Below are 25,857 nucleotides of genomic sequence, written 5' to 3'. Positions count from 1 at the left end.
AGACTCCTATTTATAGACCCAAAATGTAAAATTTATCTATATTTGCACCGCATTACCGAGGTAATCATGGATGCGTAGCATAACTGGATAGTGCACTACGTTACGGCCGTAGAGGTTGGGGGTTCGAATCCCTCCGCGTTCACGAAAACTCATCAAGAAATTGGTGAGTTTTTTTGTATTAACACCGCTTTTATATTTACTCTCCACAAAAATATCTCGCTAAAAATAAAAAAGAAAGCATAACTGGATAGTGCATAACTATTTCTGGGTTACGGCCGTAGAGGTTGGGGGTTCGAATCCCTCCGCGTTCACAGAAAACTCATCAAGAAATTGGTGAGTTTTTTTGTATTAACACCGCTTTTATTTTTACTCTCCACAAAAATATCTCGCTAAAAATAAAAAAGAAAGCATAACTGGATAGTGCATAACTATTTCTGGGTTACGGCCGTAGAGGTTGGGGGTTCGAATCCCTCCGCGTTCACAGAAAACTCATCAAGAAATTGGTGAGTTTTTTTGTATTAACACCGCTTTTATATTTACTCTCCACAAAAATGTCTCGCTAAAAATAAAGCATAACTGGATAGTGCACTACGTTACGGCCGTAGAGGTTGGGGGTTCGAATCCCTCCGCGTTCACAAAAACTCATCAATAAATTGGTGAGTTTTTTTATTTGCTTATTTATTTAAACAAAAATATTTTTTTCGTATTATTCAAACAAAGGCTTGCAGTATTAACAGAAAAATACCTATATTTGCACCGCCTTAAAAAGCAAAAAAGGATGCGTAGCATAACTGGATAGTGCACTACGTTACGGCCGTAGAGGTTGGGGGTTCGAATCCCTCCGCGTTCACAGAATAACTCATCAAATAAATTGGTGAGTTTTTTTATACTTCAAATTCAAAACACATTCAGGGATGAGAACCCAATTAGGGTTCGTAACAAGTTCATCACGAAGGGCAGGGAATATCCCTCCGCGTTCACAGGAAACTCACCAATTTCTTGATGAGTTTTTTGTTTTAATAAGAATGATTGCCCCCTACTGATTTAAGATCAATATGTTTGGAAACAATAGTGTATTTTTAGAAGATTTTACTACCAATCAATTTTACCGCCCAAGTCCCCTTTCATCAACTGTTCCACTTCTTCTACGCTAACATCATTAGAATCACCTGAAATCGTATGTTTCAAAAATGAGGATGCAACAGCAAAATCAATTATTTTTTGAGGATTGTTGGGATAAGTAAGAAAACCATAAATCAATCCAGCCATTAAAGCATCCCCTCCACCTACACGATCGACAATATGAGTCATTTGATAAGTTGAAGATTTCAACACTTGGTTTCCATCGAACATAATCCCAATCCAACTATTGTGATTAGCACTAATGGTTCCTCTTCGTGTGGTTATAATTTTTTCAAGCCTTGGATACTTTTCCATCAAAAGTTTGGATACAGTACCAAAAGTTTCATTCGAATACTCAGCATCGGCGGGTAAATTGGTTTGAATACCCAAAACTTTACCTGCATCAAACTCATTTCCTATCAGCACATTTGTTTTAGCAATTAAGGCAGGCATTACTTCTTCCACCTTATTGTCTTCCTTCCAAAGCTTGCTGCGGTAATTTACATCACAAGATACACTTATTCCCATTTCGTTCGCCTTCACCAATGCTTCCTCTAATACCTCAGTGGCACCATGAGAAATGGCAGGCGTGATCCCCGTCCAATGAAACCTACCTGCATCTCGAAATACCTCATCCCAATCGATCATGCCTTTTTTAAATCCAGTAAATGCAGAACAAGCCCGATCATAAACTACTTTTGAGCCTCGGGCAACTGCTCCTGTCTCCAAAAAATAAATTCCCAACCGTTCACCACCAAAAACAATTTGGTGCGTATTTACACCAAGCTCATTCAGTGTTTCTTTGCATAATTTACCAATATCATTATCCGGTAAACGAGTAATATAAGAAGTACGAATCCCATAATTTGCCAATGATACAGAAACATTCACCTCTCCTCCACCAAAAGTGGCAGCAAAAATGTTGGTTTGTGAAAATCGTTTGTAGCCAGGTGTTGCCAGTCGCAACATAATTTCTCCGAAAGTGATTACTTTTTTATTCATTGCTAATTCCTACTATCATTTAAATCTAAAACTCAAGACAAACACCTCTTTTTTTTCATCTTGTGAGAAATTATTCGAAAAATACTAGATCCTGTGTGCGTTAACGGCCAGAGTCAAAAAAACCAAAATCAGCTGTAATTAAATTTTGAAAACAAATACATACAACACAACATACAATAAGCTTTAAACCACGGAATATTCTCGTTTAATTTAAAAAAACAAAAAGAATAAGTTAGTCCGTGTTCGCTAACGGAACGAATATACTAAAAAAACACAATTATATAGCAATAGCTAAAATTATTCTCTTAATAAATACCTGTGAAAAAATAACTCCTGCAGAAATAAAGACTGACATATTCCTCCTAAATACTGCCTTTTCAATTTAGAAAAACGAAATTAAAAGACATGTGAGTCTTTAAATTCATTTATTTAGCTTATTTTTATTCCGTCTAAATCCCAATTAAAATAAGCGACAACTATTACAGCAAGCAAATTGTGGATTTAAACCAAATAACCTACTTCCTTTTGAAGTAGAATAAATTAACCAAACAAAAAACATGAGTACAAATTTTTCTGAATACATACAGGCTTTTGAAAAGACTCTTAAATCTGTTTTTCACGAACGAGATGACATTAACAAATTTAGTTCACAAAGAGGTTTGCCTCCTTTGGTAATGAGAGAAGTTATGTCAGGAAACCCACTTTCCGTTGCAATTCCTGAAAATTATGGAGGTAGAGGCATTAAAGTAAAAGAATGTCTCGGCATATTAGCCTCTGCCGCATATGAATCTCTTCCTTTATCGCTAACCTTTGGAATTAATATAGGTCTCTTTCTTGAACCTGTGGCCAAATATGCAAATGAGATCGTAAAAAAAGATATTTTTCAACGCTTCCTTACCAAACAAAATATGGGCGGCTTAATGATTACTGAACCTGATCATGGAAGTGGTGCTTTAAATATGCAAACTTCATTCACAGAGAAAGACGATTGTTTTCATATTAAAGGAACGAAACATTGGCAGGGACTAACCGGTTTAGCCGATTATTGGCTAATTACATCCCGTCATCAAAAACAGGATGGACAACTTGGCAGAGATATTGATTTTTTCATTTGCGATGTAACTCAAAAAAACCAACAAGTCGTTGTTGAAGAATACTATGACAATCTTGGTTTGTATATGATTCCTTACGGCAAAAATAAGCTCGATTTACAAATTCCAAAAAACTTCAAATTAAATCCTGAAACAACTGGAATTAAAATGATGCTTGATATTTTGCACCGAAGTAGAATGCAATTTCCGGGTATGGGACTTGGTTTTATTAAAAGACTGATGGATGAAGCTTTGAATCAATGTAAAAATAGAATCGTTGGCGGCAAAAGTTTAATTTCTTACGATCAAGTCCAATTTCAAATCTCTAAAATTCAGAGCGCTTTCACAATATGCTCGGCGTTTTGTTCCAGAAGCAGCACAAAAAGCAGCATCGAAAATGATCTTTCTGCAGATGGAATTGAGGCCAATAGTGTAAAAACGATCGTAACTGATTTAATGCAGGAATCTGCCCAAACACTGGTTCAGTTATCTGGCGCAAAAGGCTATCGACTTAGTCACATTGGAGGCAGAGGAATTGTGGATAGCCGCCCGTTTCAAATTTTTGAAGGAGCAAATGAAATGCTCTATACTCAAATTTCAGAAATGGTAATCAAACTAATGAAAAAGAAAAAAGAATTCAACTTGTTTCAATTTCTGAAAAATTTCGATTTAACAACTAAAGCATCCGAATTCTTTAAAAAGCAAACTGATTTTTCTTTAAACACCGATTTACCTCAACGTAAATTAGTTGATCTGGGAAGAGCCATAGGTAGAATTGTATCAGCAGGATTAGTAATTGACCTTGCTGAAAAAGGATTCCGAAAAGATTTAATTGAAAACTGTTTGTCTTCTCTTCAGCAAGACATCAGTAATCTAATCTATTCTTACCACAACAGCTGTAAAATTACAAGTGTTGATGAATATCAAGACGGAAGTTCATGGTTGGAATTCTCTTAATTCAATATCTATTTGTGCAATAACAAACAATGGTCATCTGCAACAGATGGCCATTTATATTTTTAAACAACAGACAACTATCTTCTGGTAAGTCGGAGAATAATAATGTCGCATTTATTTTTCACCCCTAAATCCCCTAGGGGACTTTTTGCAGCATACAAACAATAGCTCCTCTAGCGAATTGAGAAGAATACTACAAAATCGAGTAACAAAGATGAGTAAGGTTTATTTAAGAATCAGGGAATAAATTTTAATTCTACTTCGTTGTCGCTCCCTTCTTTTTGCATTAACTGAAACTGCCCTTTCGGATTAATTTTCAAGCCCTTTTCAGTGGAAGAACTCGTAATTCTATCCTTTAACTCAGTCTGAACTTCCTGTGACAAACAATCATTAAAGTGCAGAAAAAAAGAATTTAAATTCGTATCGTCAAACTGAATCAAGAAAGCATTGCTGTCTACAAACAACAAATCATCATAAGGATAAGAGATTGTAAATCCCAGCTCTTCAATCAACTCTTTTATTTTTGTTAATTCCCGGTATATAGTACTCATAAACATATTATTTCGTGTCACAAATGATTAATTCAAATAGATGTTTTACATGAAAAAATTTGTCGGCCTGCTCGGCAAACTGGCATTCAGAATGCAAATGATTAAAAGCATCTTCAAATTCGGCATCCGAAAACTCCAAATCCTCTGCAATCTGAAACTTTCTAAATTCCATAATTCCATTTAATTTGTAAAGCGATTTCCGAAAACTGGAATCTAGATCCACGTTTTTCATGAATTTTATTGCATTTCCTATCGACATATGGTTTGATTTTACATTTTTGTTAACATTCCCGAGCCATATCCTACATTTATGTAGGGAAAACATATTCACAACTCTTTTCAACCCCAATAAAATTAAGACTTTCAGAGAATCCGAATTATTTTCAATAATTAAGAAACAATTCGAATGCCAATTAATGAGCGGTCAAAGTACTAAAGTCTTATACTATATCAGTAAATGATGTAATGAGCACATATTTAAAGTAACAATAGAATCCAAACAGACTTAAGTTAGCTTCTCTTTGCTGATTCTTTAAGTGCTGGTAAGAATCTGAATTTTTCTTCACTTCACTTTTTATTTACAATGCGAAATTTTAAATTTTTGCCGCCTTTTTATCCTGTCCTTTATAAAAAGAACTATTTTTATGCCGAAATAGTAAAGACGATGAAAAGAAAATATAAAGTATCGGTTATTCAGCTTAACCTAAATGACATACCGGAAAACAACCTAAAAAAATGTTTAAGCTGGGTGAGAGAGGCTGCAAAACAAGGAGCAGAGGTAATATCATTACCAGAATTATACAGCAGTCATTATTTTTGCCAAAGCGAAGATGTTGACAATTTTGCCTTAGCAGAACCTTTGTACAGTACCTCATTTACAGCTTTTAGTGCTTTGGCAAAAGAGCTGGGTGTAGTGATCATTGTCCCGTTTTTTGAAAAAAGAATGCCAGGCATCTATCACAACAGTGCTTACATTATTGATACCGATGGATCTGAAGCTGGCTTGTACCGAAAAATGCACATTCCGGATGATCCCCATTTCTACGAAAAATTCTACTTTACTCCGGGAGATTTAGGCTTTAAAAGCATAAATACCAGTAAGGGCAAAATAGGAACCTTAATTTGCTGGGATCAATGGTATCCCGAAGCTGCAAGATTAACTGCACTAAAGGGAGCTGAAATCTTATTTTATCCTACTGCAATTGGTTGGGCTCCGCACGAAGTTGAAGAGTTTGGAGAAAAACAACACGGCGCATGGATGAATGTAATGAAAGGTCATGCTGTTGCAAATGGAATTTATGTTGCTGCAGCAAACCGAATAGGATTAGAAAAATATGTTCCTGACACAAATGGGATTATTTTCTGGGGAGGTTCATTTATAGCCGGTCCGCAAGGTGAAATATTAGCTCAGGCTTCTCACGATAAAGAAGAAATATTAATTGCTGAAGTCGACTTGGATTTACAAGAGAATGTTCGCCAAAACTGGCCTTTTTTCAGAGACAGAAGAATTGATGCATTCGGAGAAATTACCAAAAGAGCAATTGATTAATATGAGTGCACAAAACAGAAGATTCCCAGCTGAATGGGAAAAACAACAAGGAATTATTCTTTGTTTCCCGCACAACGGGAACGATTGGCCTGGAAAATATCAGGCCATACAGTGGGTATTTATAGAGTTTATTAAGAAAGTTGCCGGCATTGAGCAAGTTGTGCTTGTAGTGGCCAATGAAAAAATAAAACAAAAAGTAAGCGGGATGCTTACAACGGCTCATGTAAATCTTGCCAACATCGATTATGTGCTGCACAAAACAAATCGGAGTTGGATGCGCGATTCCGGACCTATTATTATAAAAAATGGAACCGATTCACGTGAAGCATTAAACTTCAATTTTAATGGCTGGGCGAAATATAAAAATTTCCAGTTGGACAAACCTGTCCCTGAAAAATTGGCTTCCTTTCTTAAACTTCCTGTAACACAGGCTATGTATAAAGGCAAACCTGTAGTTTTGGAAGGTGGAGCTATTGACACCAATGGCAAAGGAACGCTTTTAACTTCTGAGGAATGTTTGCTCGACCCTGAAATTCAGGTTCGCAACCCTGGCTTTATCAAATCAGATTACGAAGCTGTTTTTAAAGAATATTTAGGAATCACAAACACCATTTGGTTGGGAAATGGAATTGGCGGAGACGATACACATGGACATATCGATGATTTGTGCCGTTTCGTTAACCAGAATACCATTATTACAGTGGTTGAGTCGGACAAAGAGGATGCAAATTATCTGCCTTTGCAGGATAACCTTACCCGATTAAAAAATGCCAGACTGGAAGATGGTACACAACCCAATATTGTGGAATTGCCAATGCCTGGCAAATTAGAATTCGATGGAATTAGAATCCCTGCAAGTTATGCTAACTTTTTAATTTTAAACCGTTGCGTTCTTGTTCCTACATTCAACGACAGTAAAGATCGAATTGCATTGCAGATTATAGCTGATTGTTTTCCCGATAGAGAAATAATAGGCATCAGCGCTATTGATCTAATTTGGGGTTTTGGAACTTTACATTGCTTGAGTCAGCAAATTCCTGAATAAACCACTTTGCAAAAATAAACTATAAACCACTGGAATTTCCAGTGGTTTTTGTTTCACTTTAAAAATCGTAACGAATACCAGTGAAGATGCCAATTGAATATGGCTTGTAATCGTACTGATTACTTGTGCTAATAGAGTTTAGATAATATTTTACCGAAGGTTCTAAACCAATCTGAAGTTTTGAGTTCAGCCTGTATTCCAAACCAAAACTAAACTGAGAACTGAAGTTTGTTGTACGAATGCCATCAATTTCTCCTATCTTTTTATTTCCCTGTGATTGGTCGTACACACCATTTCCAACAATCATATTGGCACTTAATCCACCCGAAACGAACATTCCTACTCTCTTCTGAATAAGATTGTAACGCATTAAAAGAGGTATTTCGATCGACTTAAAGCTTTGAATTAAATCTTCCGAAGAAGATGGAGAATAAGAACTTGAAATTTTATCGCCAGATGCTGCAGTCATAGGTAAATTGCTACCACCACTTAATTTTATTGGTCCTGCTGCTGTATGTTCCGGATAAGTTCGTGTTAATACAACCTCATTATTCACAAAATTTTCATCAGATCCAAAAATCGGATCGGCATACATAAGGCCATCCCGGCTTCCACCGCGAGCACTCATATCCTGACCAAAGCGGTTGTAAACTATTCCGGTTTGCACAGCCAATTTCTCATTCATGGCATAATTTACCTTAGCTCCTCCTCCAACACTCCAAATTCCAGAACCTGCATTACCACCTTTACTATCGCCCGAATAAGAAGAATAACTAGACGAAACCTGACCTATTATTGACCATCTGTTTTCTTTATTTTTATCGTGCCCCAATTGCTCAATTGCCAAAATATTTTTTTGAATTTGTATTTCATCCGCTAAAAGCACTAAATCCTGTTGCTTGGCTAACTGACTCGTATTTGGAACTAACTGAGAAGGAAGATCGTACTCGAAATTCGAAAGCTTTTCCTTCGTTTTTCGATTCATCAATCCATTCACAAATTCGCTATCCAAAAAGGCCAAATCTTTTTTGTTTGATAGAAATGCGGTGTTTAATTTCGATGCTCTAATTTCCGTACCATTAGAATCTGGAAACTTACTAAGCAGACTGCTTGTATTTCCATTGTTAAATATTTCCGGTGAGTTTGCATCCCCTAAATTCGGTTTATGAGATACTTTATCTGCAATCATTATTTCCTCTTGCTTATTTTCAGACACATACAATTCATCTGAAGTATTCACATTATTGGTTAATTCCTTTTTAGTTGAACTATTCGTTTTGGAGTCTATTTGCTGATCGAAGTTTCGCACAGAATCATTTTGATGCGATGCGCTGTTTTCAGAAAGAGTATTTAACTGCATGTTGTAATTTGACTGCCCACTAAAATAGTGATTGCCTATAACCAAGAGCAAAAGAATTGACGCAGCAACACCTGTCCACATGTAAATAGCGAACAACCTCTTCTTCTTTGCTGCCATCAGCTGGCTGTTTATTCCTTCCCACACTTTAGGGTTCGGAGGAACTGACAGATTTTTTAATCCATCGGCAAAAAGACTATCCATATGTTTGTTGTCCTTTAGCATACTCTCAAATTATTCTCTTTCACACTTAAGTAATCATTTACTTTTTGTTTTAAAATGGCTCTTCCCCGAGCCAAATTAGATTTTGACGTTCCAACTGAAATATTCATCACTTCAGCAATTTCGTTGTGCGGATATCCATCCAAAACATATAAGCTAAATACCATTCGATACCTATCGGGTAATTCCTGCACCATTTTAAGCAAAACATCTATAGAAATATCCAATTCTGAATAGTTTTCATCACCATCATCTTCTATCTCAATAAACTCCTCAACAACTTTAATTTTCTTCGCTTTTCGAAATTTTTCGAGTGCGGTATTCACTATTATTCTCCTCATCCACCCTTCAAATGATCCTTTAAACTGATAAGATTTAATATTCTGGAAAATTTTAATGAACCCATCCTGCAAAGTGTCTTCAGCCTCGGCCAAATCTTTGGAATAGCGCAAACTCACCCCTAACATTTTAGAGGCAAATTCTACATAGAGAAATTCTTGAGCTTTCGATTTTCCCTTAATGCAATCCTTTATGATTTGATCCAACAGATGGTTTTCCAACTTCTTTCGTGGTTTAGCGCAAAACAGATTTATCTGTTAGTTGCAGTAATTACAAATGGGTTGCGTTAAATTTACGCTTTTTTTTAAATATTTGATCCTCATCTCTACTCCTTAGATCTTCAAAATAAATGTAAAAAATAACACCTCTCAAAGCAACCAATTTCATTTTTACTCATCAAATAGGTAAGTCAACAGAAATATTAATTTAATATTTATTAAAAAATGAAAAAGTTAAAAATTAGCCTTCTACTATTAATATCCATATCATTACTGTCTGCTTGTGACACAAACGATATTCAAGATGTTCAATTTAATGGTGCTGGCGATGTATTTGTGCGTTGCATTAAAGTTGGTGATGAAACCCGGTATGCTCCGGTATTTTATTCTTACTCGAATGAAAATTTATCCTTAACATCAGTTGAAAGTCCTGCATCCGAAGTGCCGGATTACAATTTAAGTGATTATTCTGCTGATAAAAGAGTGTTTAGACTACTTCCTAATGCTGCAGATTATTCAACTGATGATGTAGCCAATGGTATTTATCAATTTAAATTAACCTCAACAAAACAAGAAACAATCCAAACTCAGGATAAACTTTTGGATTCGAGAATTGACCCAATGGTTATTACTGATTTTACCTATACTAAAGAAGGCCATATTTTCGAAATTAAGTGGAATGAATTGAATCATGCCGATACTTATGTGGTAAAATTAATGGCCGAGAAAGATGGATTGTCTTATTATATTTCTGATCGAATATCTGCAACAGAATATAAGTTTAATCAAAACTCAAAAAACTGGGCATACAATATTCAATTAACCGCCGGAAAAACTTATTGGCTAGGTGTATTTGGTTATGAATTTGAAAATTCTTCAGTCGCTGATGGATCAAACATCAACTGCGAAACTGTTGAATACAAAGAGATTGTTTGGTAACAAAAAAATCCCGCATTCCAAAAGGATGCGGGATTTCAATGTTGATCGTTAATTAAGTTCTGAACTTATATTTAATCAGAATATATTCTGACAATTAGTTCCAATTTAGAAACCGATACCTAAAATAAGGTTAGCAGTTTCTGCCTGTGGGTTAATACCGATCTTAGCCCATGTATTCAAAGAAAAATTTTCGGTAATTTTCACTGTTCTTGTAGCAGAAGCTCCAATGTTTACAAAACCAAAGCTCTCTCCGTAAACCTGATTTTCAAATGCATTAAGACCTGCAAATAAAGAAACTGTCTCTCCTCCAATTTTTACTGGATAGCCAAACTCTATATAGGTTGAGTAGTTCTGATCTCCGTTTGCATCCAAATCGCGACCATAAAGCATTGTACTCCAACTAACACTTAACGGAAAGTTATCAGTAACATAGAAATTGAAACTCGCATCAATCAAGTGATTTGTTGTGCTTTTATCCAAATCAAGATAGTTGTAATCGTCGATAGAAGCTCTGTCTCTGTTTGCGAATAAATCCCAAACTGCAACATTAAAATGATCACTAAACTTATATCCTACATGAAAATCGAACTCTGAATAAGTATTGTCAAATGCATATCCACCCCATGCTCCAAAAGTAAAATTTTCATTGGTATATGCCATATCCATTTCGAAGTTAGCAGTATTACTTACCATGATACCTCTCCAGTAGTGACGGGTAGTTACCGATGGACTTACTGCTACTTTACCTTGTGCGTTAACAGTAAGGTTTGAAGCCATTATTATCATCAGAACTAATAATGCTGATAGTTTGAATGTAATTTTTTTCATCTTAATTTGAATTAGTTTCTGATGAGATTTGGATTACCATGTATTCCAAATCTCATTAGACAGGTTAATTTTTGTAGTGGTTAATTTTATTATAAAGACATGAAAAGTACTGCAGCAATTACAGCTCCTAATACTGGTGCTACAATTGGGATCAAAGAATATCCCCAATCACTTGTTCCTTTATTATCCATTGGAAGAATTGCGTGCATAATTCTTGGACCTAAATCTCTTGCCGGATTAATTGCATATCCAGTAGTTCCACCAAGTGAAAGACCTATAGCAACAACCAATAGGGCAACAGGTAAAGCACCTAAAGTTCCTAATCCAATTTTAGCACCTTCTATTCCTGAAGCTTGCAAGGATGGACCTGCTAAATAAAAGATTACGAATACCAATACAAACGTTCCTATTATTTCGCTAATTGCATTGCTGGTAAGGTTTCTGATAGCTGGACCCGTAGAGAAACAAGCTAATTTCGCTCCACCATCTTCTGTAGCATTAAAGTAATCGCGGTACATTAACCAAACCAAAAATGCTCCCATAGCCGCACCCAGCATTTGTGCTGCAATAAAAAAACCAACCTTCGACCATGCAAACATACCTGCAACTGCAAGGCCAATAGTAACAGCAGGGTTAAGATGTGCTCCTGAAACAGGACCTGCAACTGCAACTCCAGTAAATACCGCTAATCCCCAACCTAAAGTGATAACTATCCAACCACTGTTATTTCCTTTTGTTTTATTCAATACCACATTCGCTACCACACCATTACCTAGTAAAATTAGCAGCATTGTTCCTAAAAATTCTGCAATAAATTCATTCATAATATAAAATATTAAACAGGTTTTGTTATTAAAAAAAGAAAATACCAGATTGTTTCTTTTCCTCCAATCTATCCATCACAAATCTGGTATTAATTCAAATAGCTTTTATTTAAGCTTACTCTTCGATATCCCAATTCTTAGAACGTCCTAAAGCTTTATTCCAACCGGAAATAAGTCTTTTAGATTCGTCTTTAGCCATTGTAGGTTCGAATTTCTGATCCATCTGCCATTGATTTTTAATATCATCTATACCATCCCAATATCCTACTGCTAAACCAGCTAAGTAAGCTGCCCCCAAAGCAGTTGTTTCAAGAGTCTTAGGACGATAAACCGGTGCATCAAGTACATCCGACTGGAATTGCATTAATAAGTTGTTAATTGCAGCACCTCCATCCACACGCAGTTCTCTAATTTCGATTCCAGCATCAGCTTCCATGGACTTCAAAACATCCATTACCTGGAAAGCGATTCCTTCCAAAGCAGCTCTTGCAATGTGAGCAGCGGTTGAACCTCTTGTAAGACCTACAATTGTTCCTCTGGCATACTGATCCCAATGTGGAGCTCCTAAACCTGTAAGAGCAGGAACCATAAATACACCTCCATTATCTTTTACTGAAGTAGCCAATGCTTCAACGTCTGCAGATGATTTAATAATACCTAATCCATCGCGTAACCACTGTACAATTGCACCTCCCATGAAAATACTTCCTTCCAGACAGTAAGTAGTTTCACCATTAATTTTCCATCCAATAGTGGTAAGCAAGTTATTTTTAGATTTTACCGGCTTATTTCCTGTATTACAAAGCATGAAACAACCTGTACCATAAGTATTCTTAACAGAACCCGGCTCTATACACATTTGACCGAAAGTTGCAGCCTGCTGGTCACCAGCGATACCTGCGATAGGTACTTTATGCGCAAATAATGTAGAAGTTGTATATCCGTAAATTTCAGAAGAAGACTTAACTTCCGGCAACATACTTCCAGGGATATTTAACAGCTCTAACATTTCAGTATCCCACTTAAGAGTGTTAATATTATATAACAGGGTTCTACTTGCATTACTTACATCGGTTACATGAACTTTGCCTTTTGTTAATTTCCAGATCAACCAGCTATCAATAGTACCGAATGCCAACTTACCAGCTTCTGCTTTCTCACGGGCACCTTCAACATTGTCAAGAATCCATTTCACTTTCGTTCCTGAGAAATACGAATCAATAATCAATCCTGTTTTATCCTGAATCATCTCAGCATGTCCGGCAGATCTTAATTCATCACAATATTTTGAAGTTCTTCTATCCTGCCAAACAATTGCGTTATAAATTGGCTCACTGGTTTCACGATCCCAAACGACAGTTGTCTCTCTCTGGTTGGTAATACCAATACTGGCAATACTTTTACCATCAACACCTGCATGAGTAATTGCTTCTGCTGCTACACCTGCCTGAGTAAACCAAATTTCATTTGCATCATGCTCCACCCATCCTGGCTGAGGGAAAATTTGTGTAAATTCTTTTTGCGCAGTACTAATCATCTCGCCTTTCTTGTTGAAAACGATAGCACGAGAACTTGTAGTTCCTTGGTCAAGTGCTAAAATAAACTTGTCTTTCATATTAATTCTAATTTTGGGTTATTGTGTTATTTAATTATCAATTTAATAGTAAGCTTATCGATAGATAACAATCCGGTTTTATAGATTTCTATCAGTTCGTATTGTTTAAAGGATCGCATAGAAAGAAATACGGATTTTCATTTCAATTAAAATATTGTATTTAGTTCGTTTGTTATTTAATTAAATCGATTGCGTTATTCACTCAAAACAAAAAAATCCAACGCCAATACTGCTAATCAAAATAGTAGGGCACAACAAATATCTTATCCACTTCTTCATTTTATCCGTAAATTTCAATTTCTGTAATCGATTGCAGCAACATTGTAAAAAAAATCCCACTTAAAACTTCCCTTTTTCAACATATCAACAGCTCTGCAAGTTTTTCTTTTTAGAGGATGGAAGAAAGGTGACAAAAATAATCACCTTTCTTCCTAGTGTAAAATGTAAGTGGATTTACTCTGAGTTAATTTTGTGCCAAAAACTAACTGATTAATATTATTATACTTAACAATTACAGCAGTACCTTTTTAATTTCCGAAGTACTGCTAACTTCTCACCGCAAATCCACTTCCTCAATTACTAATTATTGTAATATATATCGAGATGCTAACTCACTATATTCTTTAATCTGATTTTCTTCCCACAGTTTATCATATCCTAATTCTTTGGCCAACAATTCAGCAACTTTAGGAGCCATCAAAACACTTTCTTTTGCATCCAAAAGCAAACATCTTGTTCTACGGGATAATATATCTTCAACCGTTCTGGCCATCTCGTGTCTTGCTCCCCAAACTACCTGAGCATTAATCACCTGCAATTTCTCACTTAAATATTGATCTAGTCCGGTTTCTTTTTTTGCAAGATTTAAGATTTTTTCCTCATCAGAACCATAGAAAGACATTGGGTTTTTCAAATCAACACCATTCTTATAGCCATGTATTTTCAAATTTCGGGTAATCGATTTCTTTTCCGCCAGCTTACCTGTTTTTGCTACAGTATCAATAACATCCTCTGCCATTTGGCGGTAGGTAGTCCATTTACCTCCGGTAATTGTAACCATTCCTGATTTTGAAACTACAATTTTGTGTCCTCTCGAAATCTCTTTGGTTTTCTTCCCCTCACCACTTGGTGCCGCTAAAGGTCTTAAGCCTGCAAACACACTTCTTACATCAGATCTTTTTGGCGGTTTTGTTAAGAATCTTCCTGCTGTTTCTAAAATAAAATTAATCTCTTCTTCCAAAGCTCTTGGTTCCAATTCTGCAGAATCCTTTTGTACGTCAGTTGTACCAACTACAACCTTACCATGCCAAGGCACTGCGAAAAGCACACGTCCGTCGGATGTTTTTGGAATCATAATAGCATGATCACCAGGCACAAACTCCTTATCCAACACCAAATGAACCCCCTGACTAACTTTTACTATATCTCTTGCTTTAGGTTCATCCATCTTGATGATTTCATCAACAAATACACCTGTAGCATTTAGAATAACCTTCGCTTCCAAGGTGTATTTGGAACCGCTTTCCATATCTGTTACCAATACAGCATCTACTTTCCCATTGGATTTCTTTAATCCATCTACCTTCATGTAGTTTACAGCAACGCCACCATTTTCTACAAATGTTTGACACAAGTTAACCGCTAATCGAGCATCATCGAATTGACCATCGTGATAAACAACACCACCGCAAAGATTTTTCTCTTGTAAGGTTGGAATGTATTTTAACGTACGCTTTTTTGAAAAAGGTAAAGAACGACCATAACTTAATTTCCCAGCCATTAAATCATACATGGTAAGTCCTAATGTGTAGTAAGGAGTTCCCCACCAAGTATAATTAGGAATAATGAATGATTGATCTTTCACAAGGTGAGGAGCATTTTGTTTCATTAAACCTCTCTCCCGAAGCGCTTCCAATACAAGAGAAATATTTCCTTGTGCCAGGTAACGAACTCCTCCGTGTACCAACTTGGTACTCCTGCTCGATGTTCCTTTAGCAAAATCATCTTGTTCCAAAAGCAAGGTTTTATATCCTCTTGTTGCAGATTCAATAGCTGCACCTAAACCTGAAGCACCACCACCTACAATGATAACATCCCACTTTTGATCCAATTTTTCAATTTCCCTAATCATCCTATCTCTTTCCATAACAGCTCAATAAATAGTTTATTCCTAATTTGAACTACTAAAGTTCTTTTTCCCAAAACTCCCAAATACTTCCATAAACATTTTCCTCATCACGAACACAGTTGTTTTTTTGCAGCACCAAAATGTCGAGGAAAAAGTCGTAAAGGCGATCGCCTACTTCCAAATTAAATCTCTGATCTTCCATTGCTAAATAATTTTCATTTAAAAATTAAATCTGTATACACAGTACATAGTATAGCTATGTTTCTTGTGAAAAAAATTGGAAGTATTACTTCCTGCGGATTATTATTGAGATTTTAGATGTTTCTAAAGCCTTTAATAAATCCTTCTTTACAAAGCTAAATAAAATACTTAGCTTTGCAAGGTATGTAGTATTATAATTATTAATTCTTATTTAATCTAAATTTTACAACCAATCAATAAAACACTAATAATAAGTTAGTTACAATTCTAAATAAATATTAAATTTCTTAAAAAAACCAAAAAAATAAACTCTTAAAAACAAGAACGCCACACTTATTAAGTATGGCGTCCTTTATAAAAAATAGAATTTTTATTCATCAGAATCAATCCAGTTTAAGGAACGACTTACTGCCTTGTCCCAATATTTTTTATGGTGCGCTACAGTTTCCTTTTCCATTAAAACATTAAATTCCTTTGCTATCTTCCAATGTTCTCTTATTTCATCTGTATCTTTCCAGAAGCCAACCCCCAATCCTGCCAAATAGGCTGCTCCCAATGCTGCAATCTCCTTAATTCTAGATTGAACCACAGGAATATCATAAAAATCAGCCTGATATTGAAGTAAGGTATTATTCACCATAGTCCCTCCTGCTCTAAGTTGTTTAAATTTCATCCCCGAGTCTGCTTCCATTGCTTTCAATACATCTGATGATCTGTGAGCAATCGATTCTAATGAAGCCCGGGCAATATGACCAATACTAGTTCCCATATTCAATCCCCAAAATGTTCCTCTGGCGTATTGATCCCAATAAGGTGCTCCTAATCCAGTAAAAGCAGGTACAATATACACCCCGCCATTATCCTTTTCGGTAAGAGCAAGAATTTCAATTTCCTCGGTGGAGTGAATTAAACCCAAACCATCGCGGAGCCACTGAACCACCGCACCACCAATAAATACACTCCCTTCAAGTGCATAAGTAACCTTATCTCCAATACTCCAGGCAATTGTTGTAATTAGGTCGTTTTTTGATTCAACCGGCTGATCTCCAGTATTCATTAAAATAAAACAACCCGTATTGTAAGTGTTTTTCACCATTCCCTTCTCGAAACAAACCTGCCCAAACAAAGCTGCCTGCTGATCCCCACAAATTCCTGAGATTGGTATATCAGTCCCAAACATCGATCTTTTTGTACTTCCGTACACTTCACTTGATGAGCATACTTTTGGCAGCAGTGAAGCGGGAATGTTCATGATATCCAATATCTCCTGATCCCATTCCAATTCATGAATATTATAAAGCATTGTACGACTTGCGTTAGACACGTCTGTAACATGCTTTTCTCCCTTGGTAAGCTTCCATATTAACCAACTATCTACGGTACCAAAAGCCAGCTCACCTCTTTCTGCTTTTTCTCTTGCTCCTTCAACATTATCAAGAAGCCATTTTATTTTTGTTGCGGAAAAGAAAGCATCAAGAATTAAACCCGTCTTTGCTTTTATCAAGGAAGCGTAACCTCGTTTCTTCAATTCATCACAAATATGAGAAGTACGTTTATCCTGCCAAACAATAGCATTGTAAATAGGCTGACCAGTTTCCTTATCCCAAATAATAGTAGTTTCCCTTTGATTCGTAATACCTATACCTGCAATATCTGCTCCGGTCAGTCCCGCTTTTTCCAAAACTTCTTCTGCAACTGATGCCTGAGAATACCAAATCTCCTTGGCATCCTGTTCAATCCAACCGGGCTTAGGATAGTATTGTTCATATTCTTTTTGAACCAAAGAAACAATTTCTCCATCCTTATTAAATATTATTGCTTTCGACACTGAGGTTCCTTGATCCAAGGACAAAATATACTTCTTCATCACCTACTAATTATATGATTTCTTTGGTTATTTAAACACTTTCTTTGATCCTCTCAATCGAAAGGTTTAAAGCATCAACATATTCTCTCATCACCATTAGATGAGCAGTTCCTTCTTCGGTAAGTTTATAATACTTTCGTGGAATACCTGTATCCATTTCGGCCCATTCTGAGGTAACCAATTTTTCTTTCTTCAATCGATTCAATAAGGGATAAATAGTACCCTCAGCAATTTCGAGTGATGTAAATTGATTCATCTCACTAATTAGCTCGTATCCATAACATGGCCTGGACCGCAACAATAGCAGAATAATATATTCGAGAAGTCCCTTTTTAAATTGGGACTTCCACTTCGTTATAAAATATAAATTTATTTCTTCATTCATGATTTAACAAACATATAAAAAAACACCTAGTTTTACAAGATACTATGCATCAGTATAATCATCCACATTAAATATTATTGTAACGATACCTCAACTCGAAAATTTGGAGTACGTTGTTCCTCAGACAAATTTCTTAAATCAGTCCTTTTCATTTCAAATGCACTTACATCTACTAATAAATTATTAATCAGGTGATTTGAAACAAACTGGTTTCTTTTCTCATAAAGCTTATCGAATAAAATGCCTATTTCCTGTTCTCCAATTATGGCAACACAATTGTCTTGAATTGATAGTTCCGCACTCGACTTATCCTGATTAAAAATATAGGTTCTAAATTCCGGACTGTTATTTGCCCATTCCATTAATTGAAGATTCGGGATAATCTTCTCCTCCATGGCTGTTGATTGAAAAAAACGATTTGCACATTCTCTTACTGCGAGTAAAATCCTTTCTTCACCAATATTTGTTTCCTGAGAAAATGAAAATTTTAAATCCGGTTTTTTCTTAAGTATATCTGCAATTGTTTCCAATGTATTTATTTGTGCAGCATCCAAACTATCCTGTAAAAAATGAAACGGTATTTTTTCAATACTTTCAGGATTTGATCCTACTAAATTACCCAATAACCCAAAAGGTTTACTGGCCGTTTTCACCAAAAAATTCATAAATGTCTTCCATATAATTTTCCCTACTCTAAATTCCGGATCTTTTGGATTCCCAGAAACAGGCAGGTCAAATCTAATCTGATCATTTTGATCTTTTAATAGATACAAAGCTAAACGTACCGGAGCCTTTATAGTATTGGGATCTTTGGTCTTATTCCCAAAATCAAATTCCGATACTTTTATTTTATTCATATTTTTTAGCGATACTGAAGTCATATCCAGACTACAATCATAAGTTAACTCTCCTTGAGTAATAGGTCTTGCAATATAAAACTCCGTATATGGTGAAAAGCTCATCAAATCAAGCCTTTCAATCTTTCCGCGGATATTAAATCGTGTTGTGTCTTTTAAACTAAAAACAGCAGAACCGGAAGATTTCCCTCCTCCATTCAAATTCATTGAATAAGCAACTGGGATCTTCGGTACATCTGCATTAACAGTTCCCATATTAATATTGATATCATGAAGATCGTAAACAAATTTTCGATTTAATGTATGATCAGTAAATTTCACAACTCCCTTAGTAAGAACGATTGTATCCAGTTGATAAAACAATGAAGATTCCTGTTCCTCTTTAGCAATAGTGTCAACAGAAAGTGTATCTGATTTCAAGTAGGGCTCAAATATCTTTTCAAAATTGCTGTCATCAGAATATAAATCCGCATAAATAACCGGCGAATCCATACTAACACGTCCTATTTTATAATGGGAAGAGCCAATATGCAATGAATCTAAAACCACTTTTGCTGCTTTCGCTGATACAAATGGATTTTCCTCAGAATCATATATCGAGAACTCTTGAAGAGCTGCATCTCCCTTAACAAAAACATCCATAAAATCATTCATACTTCCATTAATGTTAAGCTTCGTATCCAACAAGCCTTCCATTTTTGAAACCATCATGTAATCTTTCAAATAGACCACAAAAGGACTAATATCCAAAGAAGTAACTCCTAAATTAATGGTATATCGTTTTATAGAATGATCGATGTCCGCATTGATGGAAACATTCCCCGTTTTTCCCATTGAAAAATTAACACCCATCTCTGATTTGTCATTATTCCAAGCAATTAAGGGTAATTCAATATTAATATTCTTGAGATCAATATTGTTATCTTTTTCCTGATCAAGGTAATTAACGTGCCCGTTTTTAATTTCGATATTCCGAATTTCAAACTTCACAAGCTCATTGTCCTCTTTTAAATTAGTACTATCAACAGCTTGCGAATTATCCTCTTTTATCAAATCACTAAAATTAAATTCTTCTAAATTCTTTATTACCGATACATTTAGTCCATCCAAATAAATTTCACTAACAGAATACTCTCCAGACAATAATTTCCAAGGGTTAATATTCACATACAATTCATCGAAAGAAACAAAATTGCTGTTTCCATCTAATTCATATAAGCTAAATCCTTTTACTCTTGCCGAAACCTTGGCATAGTTAAAATGAAGTTCTGAAATTTCAATCTTACGCCCAATCAGTTCTTCCGAATTCTTATTCACCCAATACCTAACAATTGCAGACAGCATTAGGAAGATAAAAAACAGCACAATGGCAATTGAGCCAATAATTATTTTTCCTTTGGTAAGTTTCATCATAATATCTTTAAAGTTTACCCAACAAAAATAGAAAATACATTGTTTGATAATACATCAATTTGTACTTATCTCAGGCAACTGTATAAAAAAAAGGGAGACGAAAGTCTCCCTTGAAATACACTCCTCGTTTATTAATGATTATAAACGTGAACATCGCGTTGTGGGAAAGGAATCCCAATATTGTTCTTATCGAATTCTTTCTTCACTGTTTCTTGCATATAAAAGAAAACAGTCCAATAATCGGCTGCGTTTACCCATGCTCTTACGGTAAAGTTAACAGAACTGTCTCCCAACTCGGAAACCGCAATAAAATGCGCAGGATCCTTAAGTACACATTCGTGATTAACCAGCAGTCCATTCAAAATCTGTTTTGCTTTATCAATGTCATCAGAGTAACCAATTCCAAACTTCATATCAACCCGACGTGTAGGTTGTGTTGAATAGTTTATCATAGAACCTGTTGCCAAACCTCCGTTTGGAATAATAATGGTTTTATTATCAAAAGAAAGCATTATTGTATTAAAAAGTTGAATTTCCTGAACAACTCCAGCGTACCCCTGAGCTTCCAATACATCACCAACCTTAAATGGCTTAAAAATTAAAATCATTACTCCTCCTGCAAAATTCTGCAAGGTTCCTGATAAAGCCATACCTACAGCCAAACCTGCTGCTCCTAAAATTGCAATAAATGAGGTCATCTGAACACCAACCATTCCTACTACAGTAATAAATAGCATAACTTTCAACAGAATCCCAAATAAACTTACAACAAATGGTTTCAAAGTAGGATCCATATCCCTCTTATCCATCACCTTAGAAACACCTTTTACAATTGCTTTAATAATCCACAATCCAATTACTAAAGTTACTAAGGCTAATAATAATTTAGGAGTATACTCTAACGCCATTGTCCACAACTGATCCGATTTACTATACACAACATCCAAATCCATTTTTTTAATATATTTAAGTGATTATTTCATTACTAATTCAAATTGTACTCTTCTATTTAAAGCTCTTCCTTCAGCCACAGCATTTGTTGATATTGGATTCAACTCTCCAAAACCTTTAGCTGAAATTCGCTCAGCCACGGTGCCTTTTTCGGTTAAAAACTTCTTGGTTGCATTGGCTCTTTTTCAGATAATACATTGAGTAAAACATTTCAATTAGAATAAAAATAAATAAAATCAACAGAATATAAAATATATATTTGATCAAAACATTACCTTTTTACTCTAAACTTAAGATTATATATATTATAATTCTTACTATACAAAAACCAGATCAAAATTAACTGCAAAAAAAAAAGGAAGCTTACGCTTCCCTTTTCTTTCTTTCCGAATATCTCGGACTATCACTTGTTTTCCTTTTTCTATCTCTAAAAGATTCTTTTTTGTTTCCTCCGCGATCAGATCCTCCTCGACCTCTGTCAGAACCAGATCTGTCAGATCTCTCACCTCTCGGTCTGCCTTTTCTATGACTATCGCTACCTCCACTCGTTGGGCGATCTCCGGACACTTCAATACGGATGCTTCTACCCCCTACAACTGCTCCGGCAAAACCTTTTACAATATCGTTAGTAAACTCTTTTTCCACATCAAAGAAAGAGAATACACCTTTTAAATCTACTCTACCAATATTCTTTCCTCTAACACCACATTGCTTATGAATTAAAGTCAATAAACGAGGGACATCAATTCCATCTTTTATTCCAATATTAATAAACATACGATCTTCATTGCTATCACGACTCTCACTTGCTCTTTGAGCTCTTTTTTGAGTAGATGATTTCATATTCAAATCAGGAGTATTTTTGTAATAATCCATAAAACGGTTAAACTCAAGAGATACAAATTTCTTAATGATATCTTCTCTGCTTAATTCGTTTAATTCGCTGCTAATAGCTTCAAAATATGTTTCGATATTATTCTCTTCAATATCTACCTCTTTAATACGGTTCATAAAGTGAAGCAATTGCCTTTCACAAACTTCTTCACCTCCAGGAACCTTTACCTGAGCAAATTCAACATTTAGTTTCTTGGAAAGATCTCTTACTTTTCGCTCATCACGAGGCGTAATTAAAGAAATTGAAATACCTGATCTACCCGCTCTTGCTGTACGACCACTTCTGTGCGTATAAAATTCCAACTCATCAGGTAAGTTGTAATGGATTACATGAGTAAGATCGTCAACATCAATACCTCGGGCTGCAACATCTGTAGCAACTAAAAGCTGAAGAGTTTTATTTTTAAAGCTTCTCATCACTTTATCACGCTGAACCTGCGAAAGATCACCATGCAGAGCGTCTGCAGAATATCCGTCTTTCATTAATAATTCGGCTACTTCCTGCGTTTCCTTTCGGGTACGACAAAAAATAATTCCAAATATATTAGGGTAATAGTCAACTACTCTTTTAAGAACATTATATCGATCACGATTATTCATTAAATAATACTGATGCTCAATATTTACATTGGAAGTGTTCGCTTTTCCTACTGTAACCTCAACAGGATCAGTCATGTAGTTTTTAGAAATTCTACGAACTTCGGCAGGCATAGTTGCAGAAAACAACCATGTTAACTTATCTTCAGAGGTAGAAGAAAGAATTACATCTATATCCTCTTTAAATCCCATGTTAAGCATTTCATCTGCTTCATCAAGAATTAAATATTCAATTTTAGATAGATCTACTGCTTTACGTCTAATCATATCAAGTAGACGGCCAGGAGTGGCAACAATAACATGTGCTCCTCTTCTTAATTTCCGGATTTGATCATCAATGCTGGCTCCGCCATAAACGTTTACAACATTAAGATTCAAAATATTTTTAGAAAATAATCTTAAATCGTCTGCAATTTGGATTCCCAATTCCCTTGTAGGGGATAGAATCAAAGCTTGTGGTAATTTTACGTCTTGTTCGATTAGTTCGAGCAAAGGTAAACCATAAGCCGCCGTTTTCCCAGTTCCAGTTTGAGCCAAACCAACGAAATCCGATCTTCCTTCCAATAGTACTGGAATTGCCTTTTCTTGGATAGGTGTTGGATTTACGAAGCCTAACTCTTTGATAGCTCCTAGGATAGCCTCAGAAAGGCCAAGATTTTCAAATGAATTCATTCTATAAAATTTATGAGCCGCAAAGGTACGAATTTAATAATGAACTAAGCCATCTTTTTTAGTATTATCCTGCAGGAGAAAATAATAGCAGGTAAACAGGAAAGTATGAATAAATTTCACATTGAAAATCAAAAACTTACAAAAAACGAATCCATCAATATTTTCAACACTACTTTCAATTTTTCACAAGCATAAAAACCACTTCTGATTTTATTATAGAAGGCAACTCTATTTTTCGAAGCTCTAAACTTCTTAGCCAACCTTCCATTTCATTCTCTTTTAAGCTATAAAGAACCTCACGAAATTCATCAATTTGATCGTCGTTAAAATCATTCTCTTCAAAGCTCTTATATGCGTCTAATTCCTCGTCCTCGTAATATATAATTTCCTCAGACATCCTATTAATCAAATCGGTTTCACAAATCTCGTGAGCACCGCAACACTCTTCTATTGGCTCTGCAGAAATTTCACTTTCCACATCTCCTCCATTTTTTAATTTCCAACGCTGTCCTAAATAGGTGGTTAGCAATGCAATTCCCGCAATCCCCACAAGTGCTATCAATAAAACTTCCATGAGCACAAAGCTAAATATTCACAGTTAATTAATCAAGATATCCCGGTGTTCTTTTTTTTCCAACAAATCGCACAACCATTGCTTTCCCATCATGTAATTTGCCTTCTGAAAGATGGGTTTCAACCTCCTCTAACAGTAAGATGTCAAATTCTTCAAAATCTCTTCTGATTTCTGATAGATCGTAGAGCATATCCTCGTTTGATGGTCCACCGGATTTACGGCCAATCTGATTTTTCGAAAAAACCTCCATTAGAACTACTCCACCCGGCTTCACCGAATCGGCAACAAATCGATGTGCGATAAATCTTTTTTGTGAGGGCAAATGCAAATAAAGCAGAGCTGCAACATCATACTTTCCCTCAATTGAAGGATGGTCTAATATACTTTCAGAATACATATTCACATCAACCTTTTGCTCTGCAAAAAACCTTTTAGCGTTCTCTACAGCTTTCTTACTGTAATCAAAAGCATCAACCTTCCATCCTGCACAAGAAGCATAGGCTGCATTTCGCCCCTCTCCTTCACCCGGCAATAACAATCTTCCCGACTTAAGAAGATGCAATTGTGTTACAAAAAACAAGTTTGCCTTTTCGCCATAAATATATTTCGATTCAGCATAACGCTGATCCCACATCTCCTTCATATATATTCGATTTTTAAAAAGCTTATTTAGCAACTGCTTTCTCGTACTCTTTTTTATACAATTTAACTTGATTGGTCAATTTTTCAATTTCAGCTTCATTCTCATCTTTAACTTTTCTTAACCAACTCAACTTTCCATCTTTTTCTTTAATTTCCGCTTTCAGACTTTCAATCTCCTTGTCTTTCATTGAGATCAGATCTCTATTCTTTTGTGTTTCTGTTTCGATCTTCTTCTTTTCCCAATCAGCTTCAACACTGGCTGTCTTTAAATCTTGACTCAACTTACCTGATTCTGTTTTCAACTCATCAATTTGTTTTAGCAAACCAGAGATTTTCAAATTATTTTCTTCATTTAGATTCAAAGCAGAATTGTACTTATCCAATGTTTCCATCAACTTAACTTTAAGCTCAGTGGTATCGGAAGCAAGTCCCATTAATTCGGTACTCAAATCATCAATTTCTGTATTTTTCATAGCATTACTCTCCGACATGCTATTCTTCATCTCATTGTACTCAGCCAATGTTTGATCCAATTTGGAATTTAGCTCAGTAATCTGCGTGCTTTTTTTTGAATTCTCGCTATCGAGAGCAACAACTTTGGCATCACTTCGGCGTTTTGCATATTCTAATTCTTCATATTTTTTCTTGGAAACAACACACGACAGAAGAAAAAAAGGAAGCATCGACAGGACAAGAAATTGTTTTTTCATAGGATCACTATTTGTTAATAGATTTATTATACCAAAACCAAATTGGCAAGGTCATAATATTAGCATAAATGTAAACGAAGATATTTCTTATTCGACAAAAAATAAACTCATATCATAAAAATTAACATTTTTTATCATGAAAACCAGTTCTTTTTCTTTCCAAAATCTATCATAAACATATCTTTGTACTAATTATTAATTCTTAATTTTAACAAATAAGTAAAAATATTGGCATTAATTTCTTTTTGTGGCAAGAGAATTGATAGCTTACTTATAACTTAAATTTTTATTTATTCAAAAATCAGCA

Annotated in this window: 22 protein-coding genes and 5 tRNA genes; 9 read left to right on the top strand and 18 right to left on the bottom strand. The window is 35.4% G+C overall.

Annotation, left to right across the window (positions count from 1 at the left end):
• The first annotated feature begins 68 nt into the window (after window positions 1-68).
• The 5 genes from GQR60_RS15660 (at window position 69) to GQR60_RS15640 (ending at window position 850) form a co-directional block, all read left to right on the top strand.
• Window positions 69-142: transfer RNA gene (locus GQR60_RS15660), tRNA-Arg, on the top strand.
• Between the two features lie 91 nt (window positions 143-233).
• A tRNA-OTHER gene (locus GQR60_RS15655) sits at window positions 234-311 on the top strand.
• 92 nt (window positions 312-403) lie between these two features.
• A tRNA-OTHER gene (locus tag GQR60_RS15650) sits at window positions 404-481 on the top strand.
• An 88-nt stretch (window positions 482-569) separates the two neighbouring features.
• Window positions 570-632 (top strand) — tRNA-Arg (locus GQR60_RS15645).
• 144 nt (window positions 633-776) lie between these two features.
• A tRNA-Arg gene (locus GQR60_RS15640) sits at window positions 777-850 on the top strand.
• 242 nt (window positions 851-1,092) lie between these two features.
• Here the strand turns inward: GQR60_RS15640 and GQR60_RS15635 are convergent.
• Window positions 1,093-2,124, bottom strand: coding sequence for a sugar kinase (locus tag GQR60_RS15635; RefSeq protein ID WP_124993836.1), 1,032 nt, complete (start codon window positions 2,122-2,124; stop codon window positions 1,093-1,095).
• 557 nt (window positions 2,125-2,681) lie between these two features.
• On the opposite strand from GQR60_RS15635, the gene GQR60_RS15630 reads away from it, so the two are divergent.
• Window positions 2,682-4,172: an acyl-CoA dehydrogenase family protein gene (locus GQR60_RS15630; RefSeq protein ID WP_124993835.1), complete on the top strand. Its 1,491-nt coding sequence runs from the start codon at window positions 2,682-2,684 to the stop codon at window positions 4,170-4,172.
• Window positions 4,173-4,408: 236 nt separating this feature from the next.
• On the opposite strand, the gene GQR60_RS15625 is transcribed toward GQR60_RS15630, so the two are convergent.
• A complete protein-coding gene (locus GQR60_RS15625; RefSeq protein WP_124993834.1) occupies window positions 4,409-4,723 on the bottom strand; it encodes a hypothetical protein in 315 nt (104 codons plus the stop codon).
• A 7-nt stretch (window positions 4,724-4,730) separates the two neighbouring features.
• Entirely contained in the window at window positions 4,731-4,982 is a 252-nt protein-coding gene (locus GQR60_RS15620; protein ID WP_124993833.1) for a hypothetical protein, read from the bottom strand.
• A gap of 405 nt (window positions 4,983-5,387) precedes the next feature.
• On the opposite strand from GQR60_RS15620, the gene GQR60_RS15615 reads away from it, so the two are divergent.
• Together GQR60_RS15615 and GQR60_RS15610 are read left to right on the top strand one after the other, a co-directional pair.
• On the top strand, window positions 5,388-6,272 hold the full coding sequence (locus tag GQR60_RS15615) for a carbon-nitrogen hydrolase (protein WP_124993832.1): 885 nt from the start codon (window positions 5,388-5,390) through the stop codon (window positions 6,270-6,272).
• A 1-nt stretch (window position 6,273) separates the two neighbouring features.
• Window positions 6,274-7,317: an agmatine deiminase family protein gene (locus GQR60_RS15610; protein ID WP_124993831.1), complete on the top strand. Its 1,044-nt coding sequence runs from the start codon at window positions 6,274-6,276 to the stop codon at window positions 7,315-7,317.
• Between the two features lie 58 nt (window positions 7,318-7,375).
• On the opposite strand, the gene GQR60_RS15605 is transcribed toward GQR60_RS15610, so the two are convergent.
• Together GQR60_RS15605 and GQR60_RS15600 are read right to left on the bottom strand one after the other, a co-directional pair.
• Window positions 7,376-8,899, bottom strand: coding sequence for an outer membrane beta-barrel protein (locus tag GQR60_RS15605; protein ID WP_124993830.1), 1,524 nt, complete (start codon window positions 8,897-8,899; stop codon window positions 7,376-7,378).
• Window positions 8,893-9,456 (bottom strand): RNA polymerase sigma factor, encoded by a 564-nt coding sequence (locus tag GQR60_RS15600; protein ID WP_225441434.1) that lies wholly within the window; start codon window positions 9,454-9,456, stop codon window positions 8,893-8,895. Before GQR60_RS15600 ends, GQR60_RS15605 begins: the two co-directional genes overlap by 7 nt.
• A 222-nt stretch (window positions 9,457-9,678) precedes the next feature.
• On the opposite strand from GQR60_RS15600, the gene GQR60_RS15595 reads away from it, so the two are divergent.
• Window positions 9,679-10,392: a hypothetical protein gene (locus tag GQR60_RS15595; protein WP_124993829.1), complete on the top strand. Its 714-nt coding sequence runs from the start codon at window positions 9,679-9,681 to the stop codon at window positions 10,390-10,392.
• Window positions 10,393-10,497: 105 nt separating this feature from the next.
• Here GQR60_RS15595 and GQR60_RS15590 read toward each other — a convergent pair whose 3' ends face one another.
• The 13 genes from GQR60_RS15590 to GQR60_RS15530 all read right to left on the bottom strand — a co-directional run bounded on the left by GQR60_RS15590 (window position 10,498) and on the right by GQR60_RS15530 (window position 25,550).
• Entirely contained in the window at window positions 10,498-11,220 is a 723-nt protein-coding gene (locus GQR60_RS15590; RefSeq protein WP_124993828.1) for a hypothetical protein, read from the bottom strand.
• 89 nt (window positions 11,221-11,309) lie between these two features.
• Window positions 11,310-12,044: an MIP/aquaporin family protein gene (locus GQR60_RS15585; protein ID WP_124993827.1), complete on the bottom strand. Its 735-nt coding sequence runs from the start codon at window positions 12,042-12,044 to the stop codon at window positions 11,310-11,312.
• A 115-nt stretch (window positions 12,045-12,159) separates the two neighbouring features.
• Complete coding sequence (gene glpK / locus GQR60_RS15580; RefSeq protein ID WP_124993826.1) at window positions 12,160-13,659, bottom strand: glycerol kinase GlpK; 1,500 nt, start codon at window positions 13,657-13,659, stop codon at window positions 12,160-12,162.
• Window positions 13,660-14,242: 583 nt separating this feature from the next.
• Entirely contained in the window at window positions 14,243-15,805 is a 1,563-nt protein-coding gene (locus GQR60_RS15575) for a glycerol-3-phosphate dehydrogenase/oxidase (RefSeq protein WP_124993825.1), read from the bottom strand.
• A gap of 37 nt (window positions 15,806-15,842) precedes the next feature.
• Window positions 15,843-15,989 carry a hypothetical protein gene (locus GQR60_RS15570; protein ID WP_154675811.1) on the bottom strand — a complete coding sequence of 49 codons (147 nt, stop codon included), beginning with the start codon at window positions 15,987-15,989 and terminating at the stop codon, window positions 15,843-15,845.
• Window positions 15,990-16,358: 369 nt separating this feature from the next.
• Entirely contained in the window at window positions 16,359-17,855 is a 1,497-nt protein-coding gene (gene glpK, locus GQR60_RS15565) for a glycerol kinase GlpK (RefSeq protein WP_191991633.1), read from the bottom strand.
• A gap of 31 nt (window positions 17,856-17,886) precedes the next feature.
• Window positions 17,887-18,240, bottom strand: coding sequence for a PadR family transcriptional regulator (locus GQR60_RS15560; protein ID WP_101311822.1), 354 nt, complete (start codon window positions 18,238-18,240; stop codon window positions 17,887-17,889).
• A gap of 74 nt (window positions 18,241-18,314) precedes the next feature.
• Window positions 18,315-20,507 carry an AsmA family protein gene (locus GQR60_RS15555; RefSeq protein WP_160463499.1) on the bottom strand — a complete coding sequence of 731 codons (2,193 nt, stop codon included), beginning with the start codon at window positions 20,505-20,507 and terminating at the stop codon, window positions 18,315-18,317.
• 134 nt (window positions 20,508-20,641) lie between these two features.
• Window positions 20,642-21,463: a mechanosensitive ion channel family protein gene (locus tag GQR60_RS15550; RefSeq protein ID WP_124993822.1), complete on the bottom strand. Its 822-nt coding sequence runs from the start codon at window positions 21,461-21,463 to the stop codon at window positions 20,642-20,644.
• Between the two features lie 361 nt (window positions 21,464-21,824).
• A complete protein-coding gene (locus GQR60_RS15545; RefSeq protein ID WP_124993820.1) occupies window positions 21,825-23,624 on the bottom strand; it encodes a DEAD/DEAH box helicase in 1,800 nt (599 codons plus the stop codon).
• A gap of 175 nt (window positions 23,625-23,799) precedes the next feature.
• Window positions 23,800-24,198, bottom strand: a complete 399-nt coding sequence (locus tag GQR60_RS15540) for a hypothetical protein (RefSeq protein WP_124993819.1) — start codon at window positions 24,196-24,198, stop codon at window positions 23,800-23,802.
• A 28-nt stretch (window positions 24,199-24,226) separates the two neighbouring features.
• Window positions 24,227-24,841 (bottom strand): class I SAM-dependent methyltransferase, encoded by a 615-nt coding sequence (locus GQR60_RS15535; protein ID WP_124993818.1) that lies wholly within the window; start codon window positions 24,839-24,841, stop codon window positions 24,227-24,229.
• Between the two features lie 22 nt (window positions 24,842-24,863).
• Window positions 24,864-25,550, bottom strand: a complete 687-nt coding sequence (locus tag GQR60_RS15530; protein ID WP_124993817.1) for a GumC domain-containing protein — start codon at window positions 25,548-25,550, stop codon at window positions 24,864-24,866.
• Window positions 25,551-25,857: the final 307 nt, after the last annotated feature.

This window comes from Labilibaculum euxinicum, assembly GCF_009795715.1.
Classification (GTDB): domain Bacteria; phylum Bacteroidota; class Bacteroidia; order Bacteroidales; family Marinifilaceae; genus Labilibaculum; species Labilibaculum euxinus.
This window is presented reverse-complemented; position numbering and strand designations above follow the sequence as displayed.

Excerpts from the sequence above, each read along its gene's own strand:
- GQR60_RS15550 (WP_124993822.1), bottom strand. The coding sequence starts at position 21,463 with ATGGATTTGGATGTTGTGTATAGTAAATCGGATCAGTTGTGGACAATG.
- GQR60_RS15615 (WP_124993832.1), top strand. The coding sequence starts at position 5,388 with ATGAAAAGAAAATATAAAGTATCGGTTATTCAGCTTAACCTAAATGAC.
- GQR60_RS15535 (WP_124993818.1), bottom strand. The coding sequence starts at position 24,841 with ATGAAGGAGATGTGGGATCAGCGTTATGCTGAATCGAAATATATTTAT.
- GQR60_RS15595 (WP_124993829.1), top strand. The coding sequence starts at position 9,679 with ATGAAAAAGTTAAAAATTAGCCTTCTACTATTAATATCCATATCATTA.
- GQR60_RS15605 (WP_124993830.1), bottom strand. The coding sequence starts at position 8,899 with ATGCTAAAGGACAACAAACATATGGATAGTCTTTTTGCCGATGGATTA.
- GQR60_RS15585 (WP_124993827.1), bottom strand. The coding sequence starts at position 12,044 with ATGAATGAATTTATTGCAGAATTTTTAGGAACAATGCTGCTAATTTTA.
- GQR60_RS15555 (WP_160463499.1), bottom strand. The coding sequence starts at position 20,507 with ATGAAACTTACCAAAGGAAAAATAATTATTGGCTCAATTGCCATTGTG.
- GQR60_RS15630 (WP_124993835.1), top strand. The coding sequence starts at position 2,682 with ATGAGTACAAATTTTTCTGAATACATACAGGCTTTTGAAAAGACTCTT.
- GQR60_RS15620 (WP_124993833.1), bottom strand. The coding sequence starts at position 4,982 with ATGTCGATAGGAAATGCAATAAAATTCATGAAAAACGTGGATCTAGAT.
- GQR60_RS15560 (WP_101311822.1), bottom strand. The coding sequence starts at position 18,240 with ATGAATGAAGAAATAAATTTATATTTTATAACGAAGTGGAAGTCCCAA.
- GQR60_RS15530 (WP_124993817.1), bottom strand. The coding sequence starts at position 25,550 with ATGAAAAAACAATTTCTTGTCCTGTCGATGCTTCCTTTTTTTCTTCTG.
- GQR60_RS15575 (WP_124993825.1), bottom strand. The coding sequence starts at position 15,805 with ATGGAAAGAGATAGGATGATTAGGGAAATTGAAAAATTGGATCAAAAG.
- glpK (WP_191991633.1), bottom strand. The coding sequence starts at position 17,855 with ATGAAGAAGTATATTTTGTCCTTGGATCAAGGAACCTCAGTGTCGAAA.
- glpK (WP_124993826.1), bottom strand. The coding sequence starts at position 13,659 with ATGAAAGACAAGTTTATTTTAGCACTTGACCAAGGAACTACAAGTTCT.
- GQR60_RS15590 (WP_124993828.1), bottom strand. The coding sequence starts at position 11,220 with ATGAAAAAAATTACATTCAAACTATCAGCATTATTAGTTCTGATGATA.
- GQR60_RS15635 (WP_124993836.1), bottom strand. The coding sequence starts at position 2,124 with ATGAATAAAAAAGTAATCACTTTCGGAGAAATTATGTTGCGACTGGCA.
- GQR60_RS15540 (WP_124993819.1), bottom strand. The coding sequence starts at position 24,198 with ATGGAAGTTTTATTGATAGCACTTGTGGGGATTGCGGGAATTGCATTG.
- GQR60_RS15545 (WP_124993820.1), bottom strand. The coding sequence starts at position 23,624 with ATGAATTCATTTGAAAATCTTGGCCTTTCTGAGGCTATCCTAGGAGCT.
- GQR60_RS15625 (WP_124993834.1), bottom strand. The coding sequence starts at position 4,723 with ATGAGTACTATATACCGGGAATTAACAAAAATAAAAGAGTTGATTGAA.
- GQR60_RS15570 (WP_154675811.1), bottom strand. The coding sequence starts at position 15,989 with ATGGAAGATCAGAGATTTAATTTGGAAGTAGGCGATCGCCTTTACGAC.
- GQR60_RS15610 (WP_124993831.1), top strand. The coding sequence starts at position 6,274 with ATGAGTGCACAAAACAGAAGATTCCCAGCTGAATGGGAAAAACAACAA.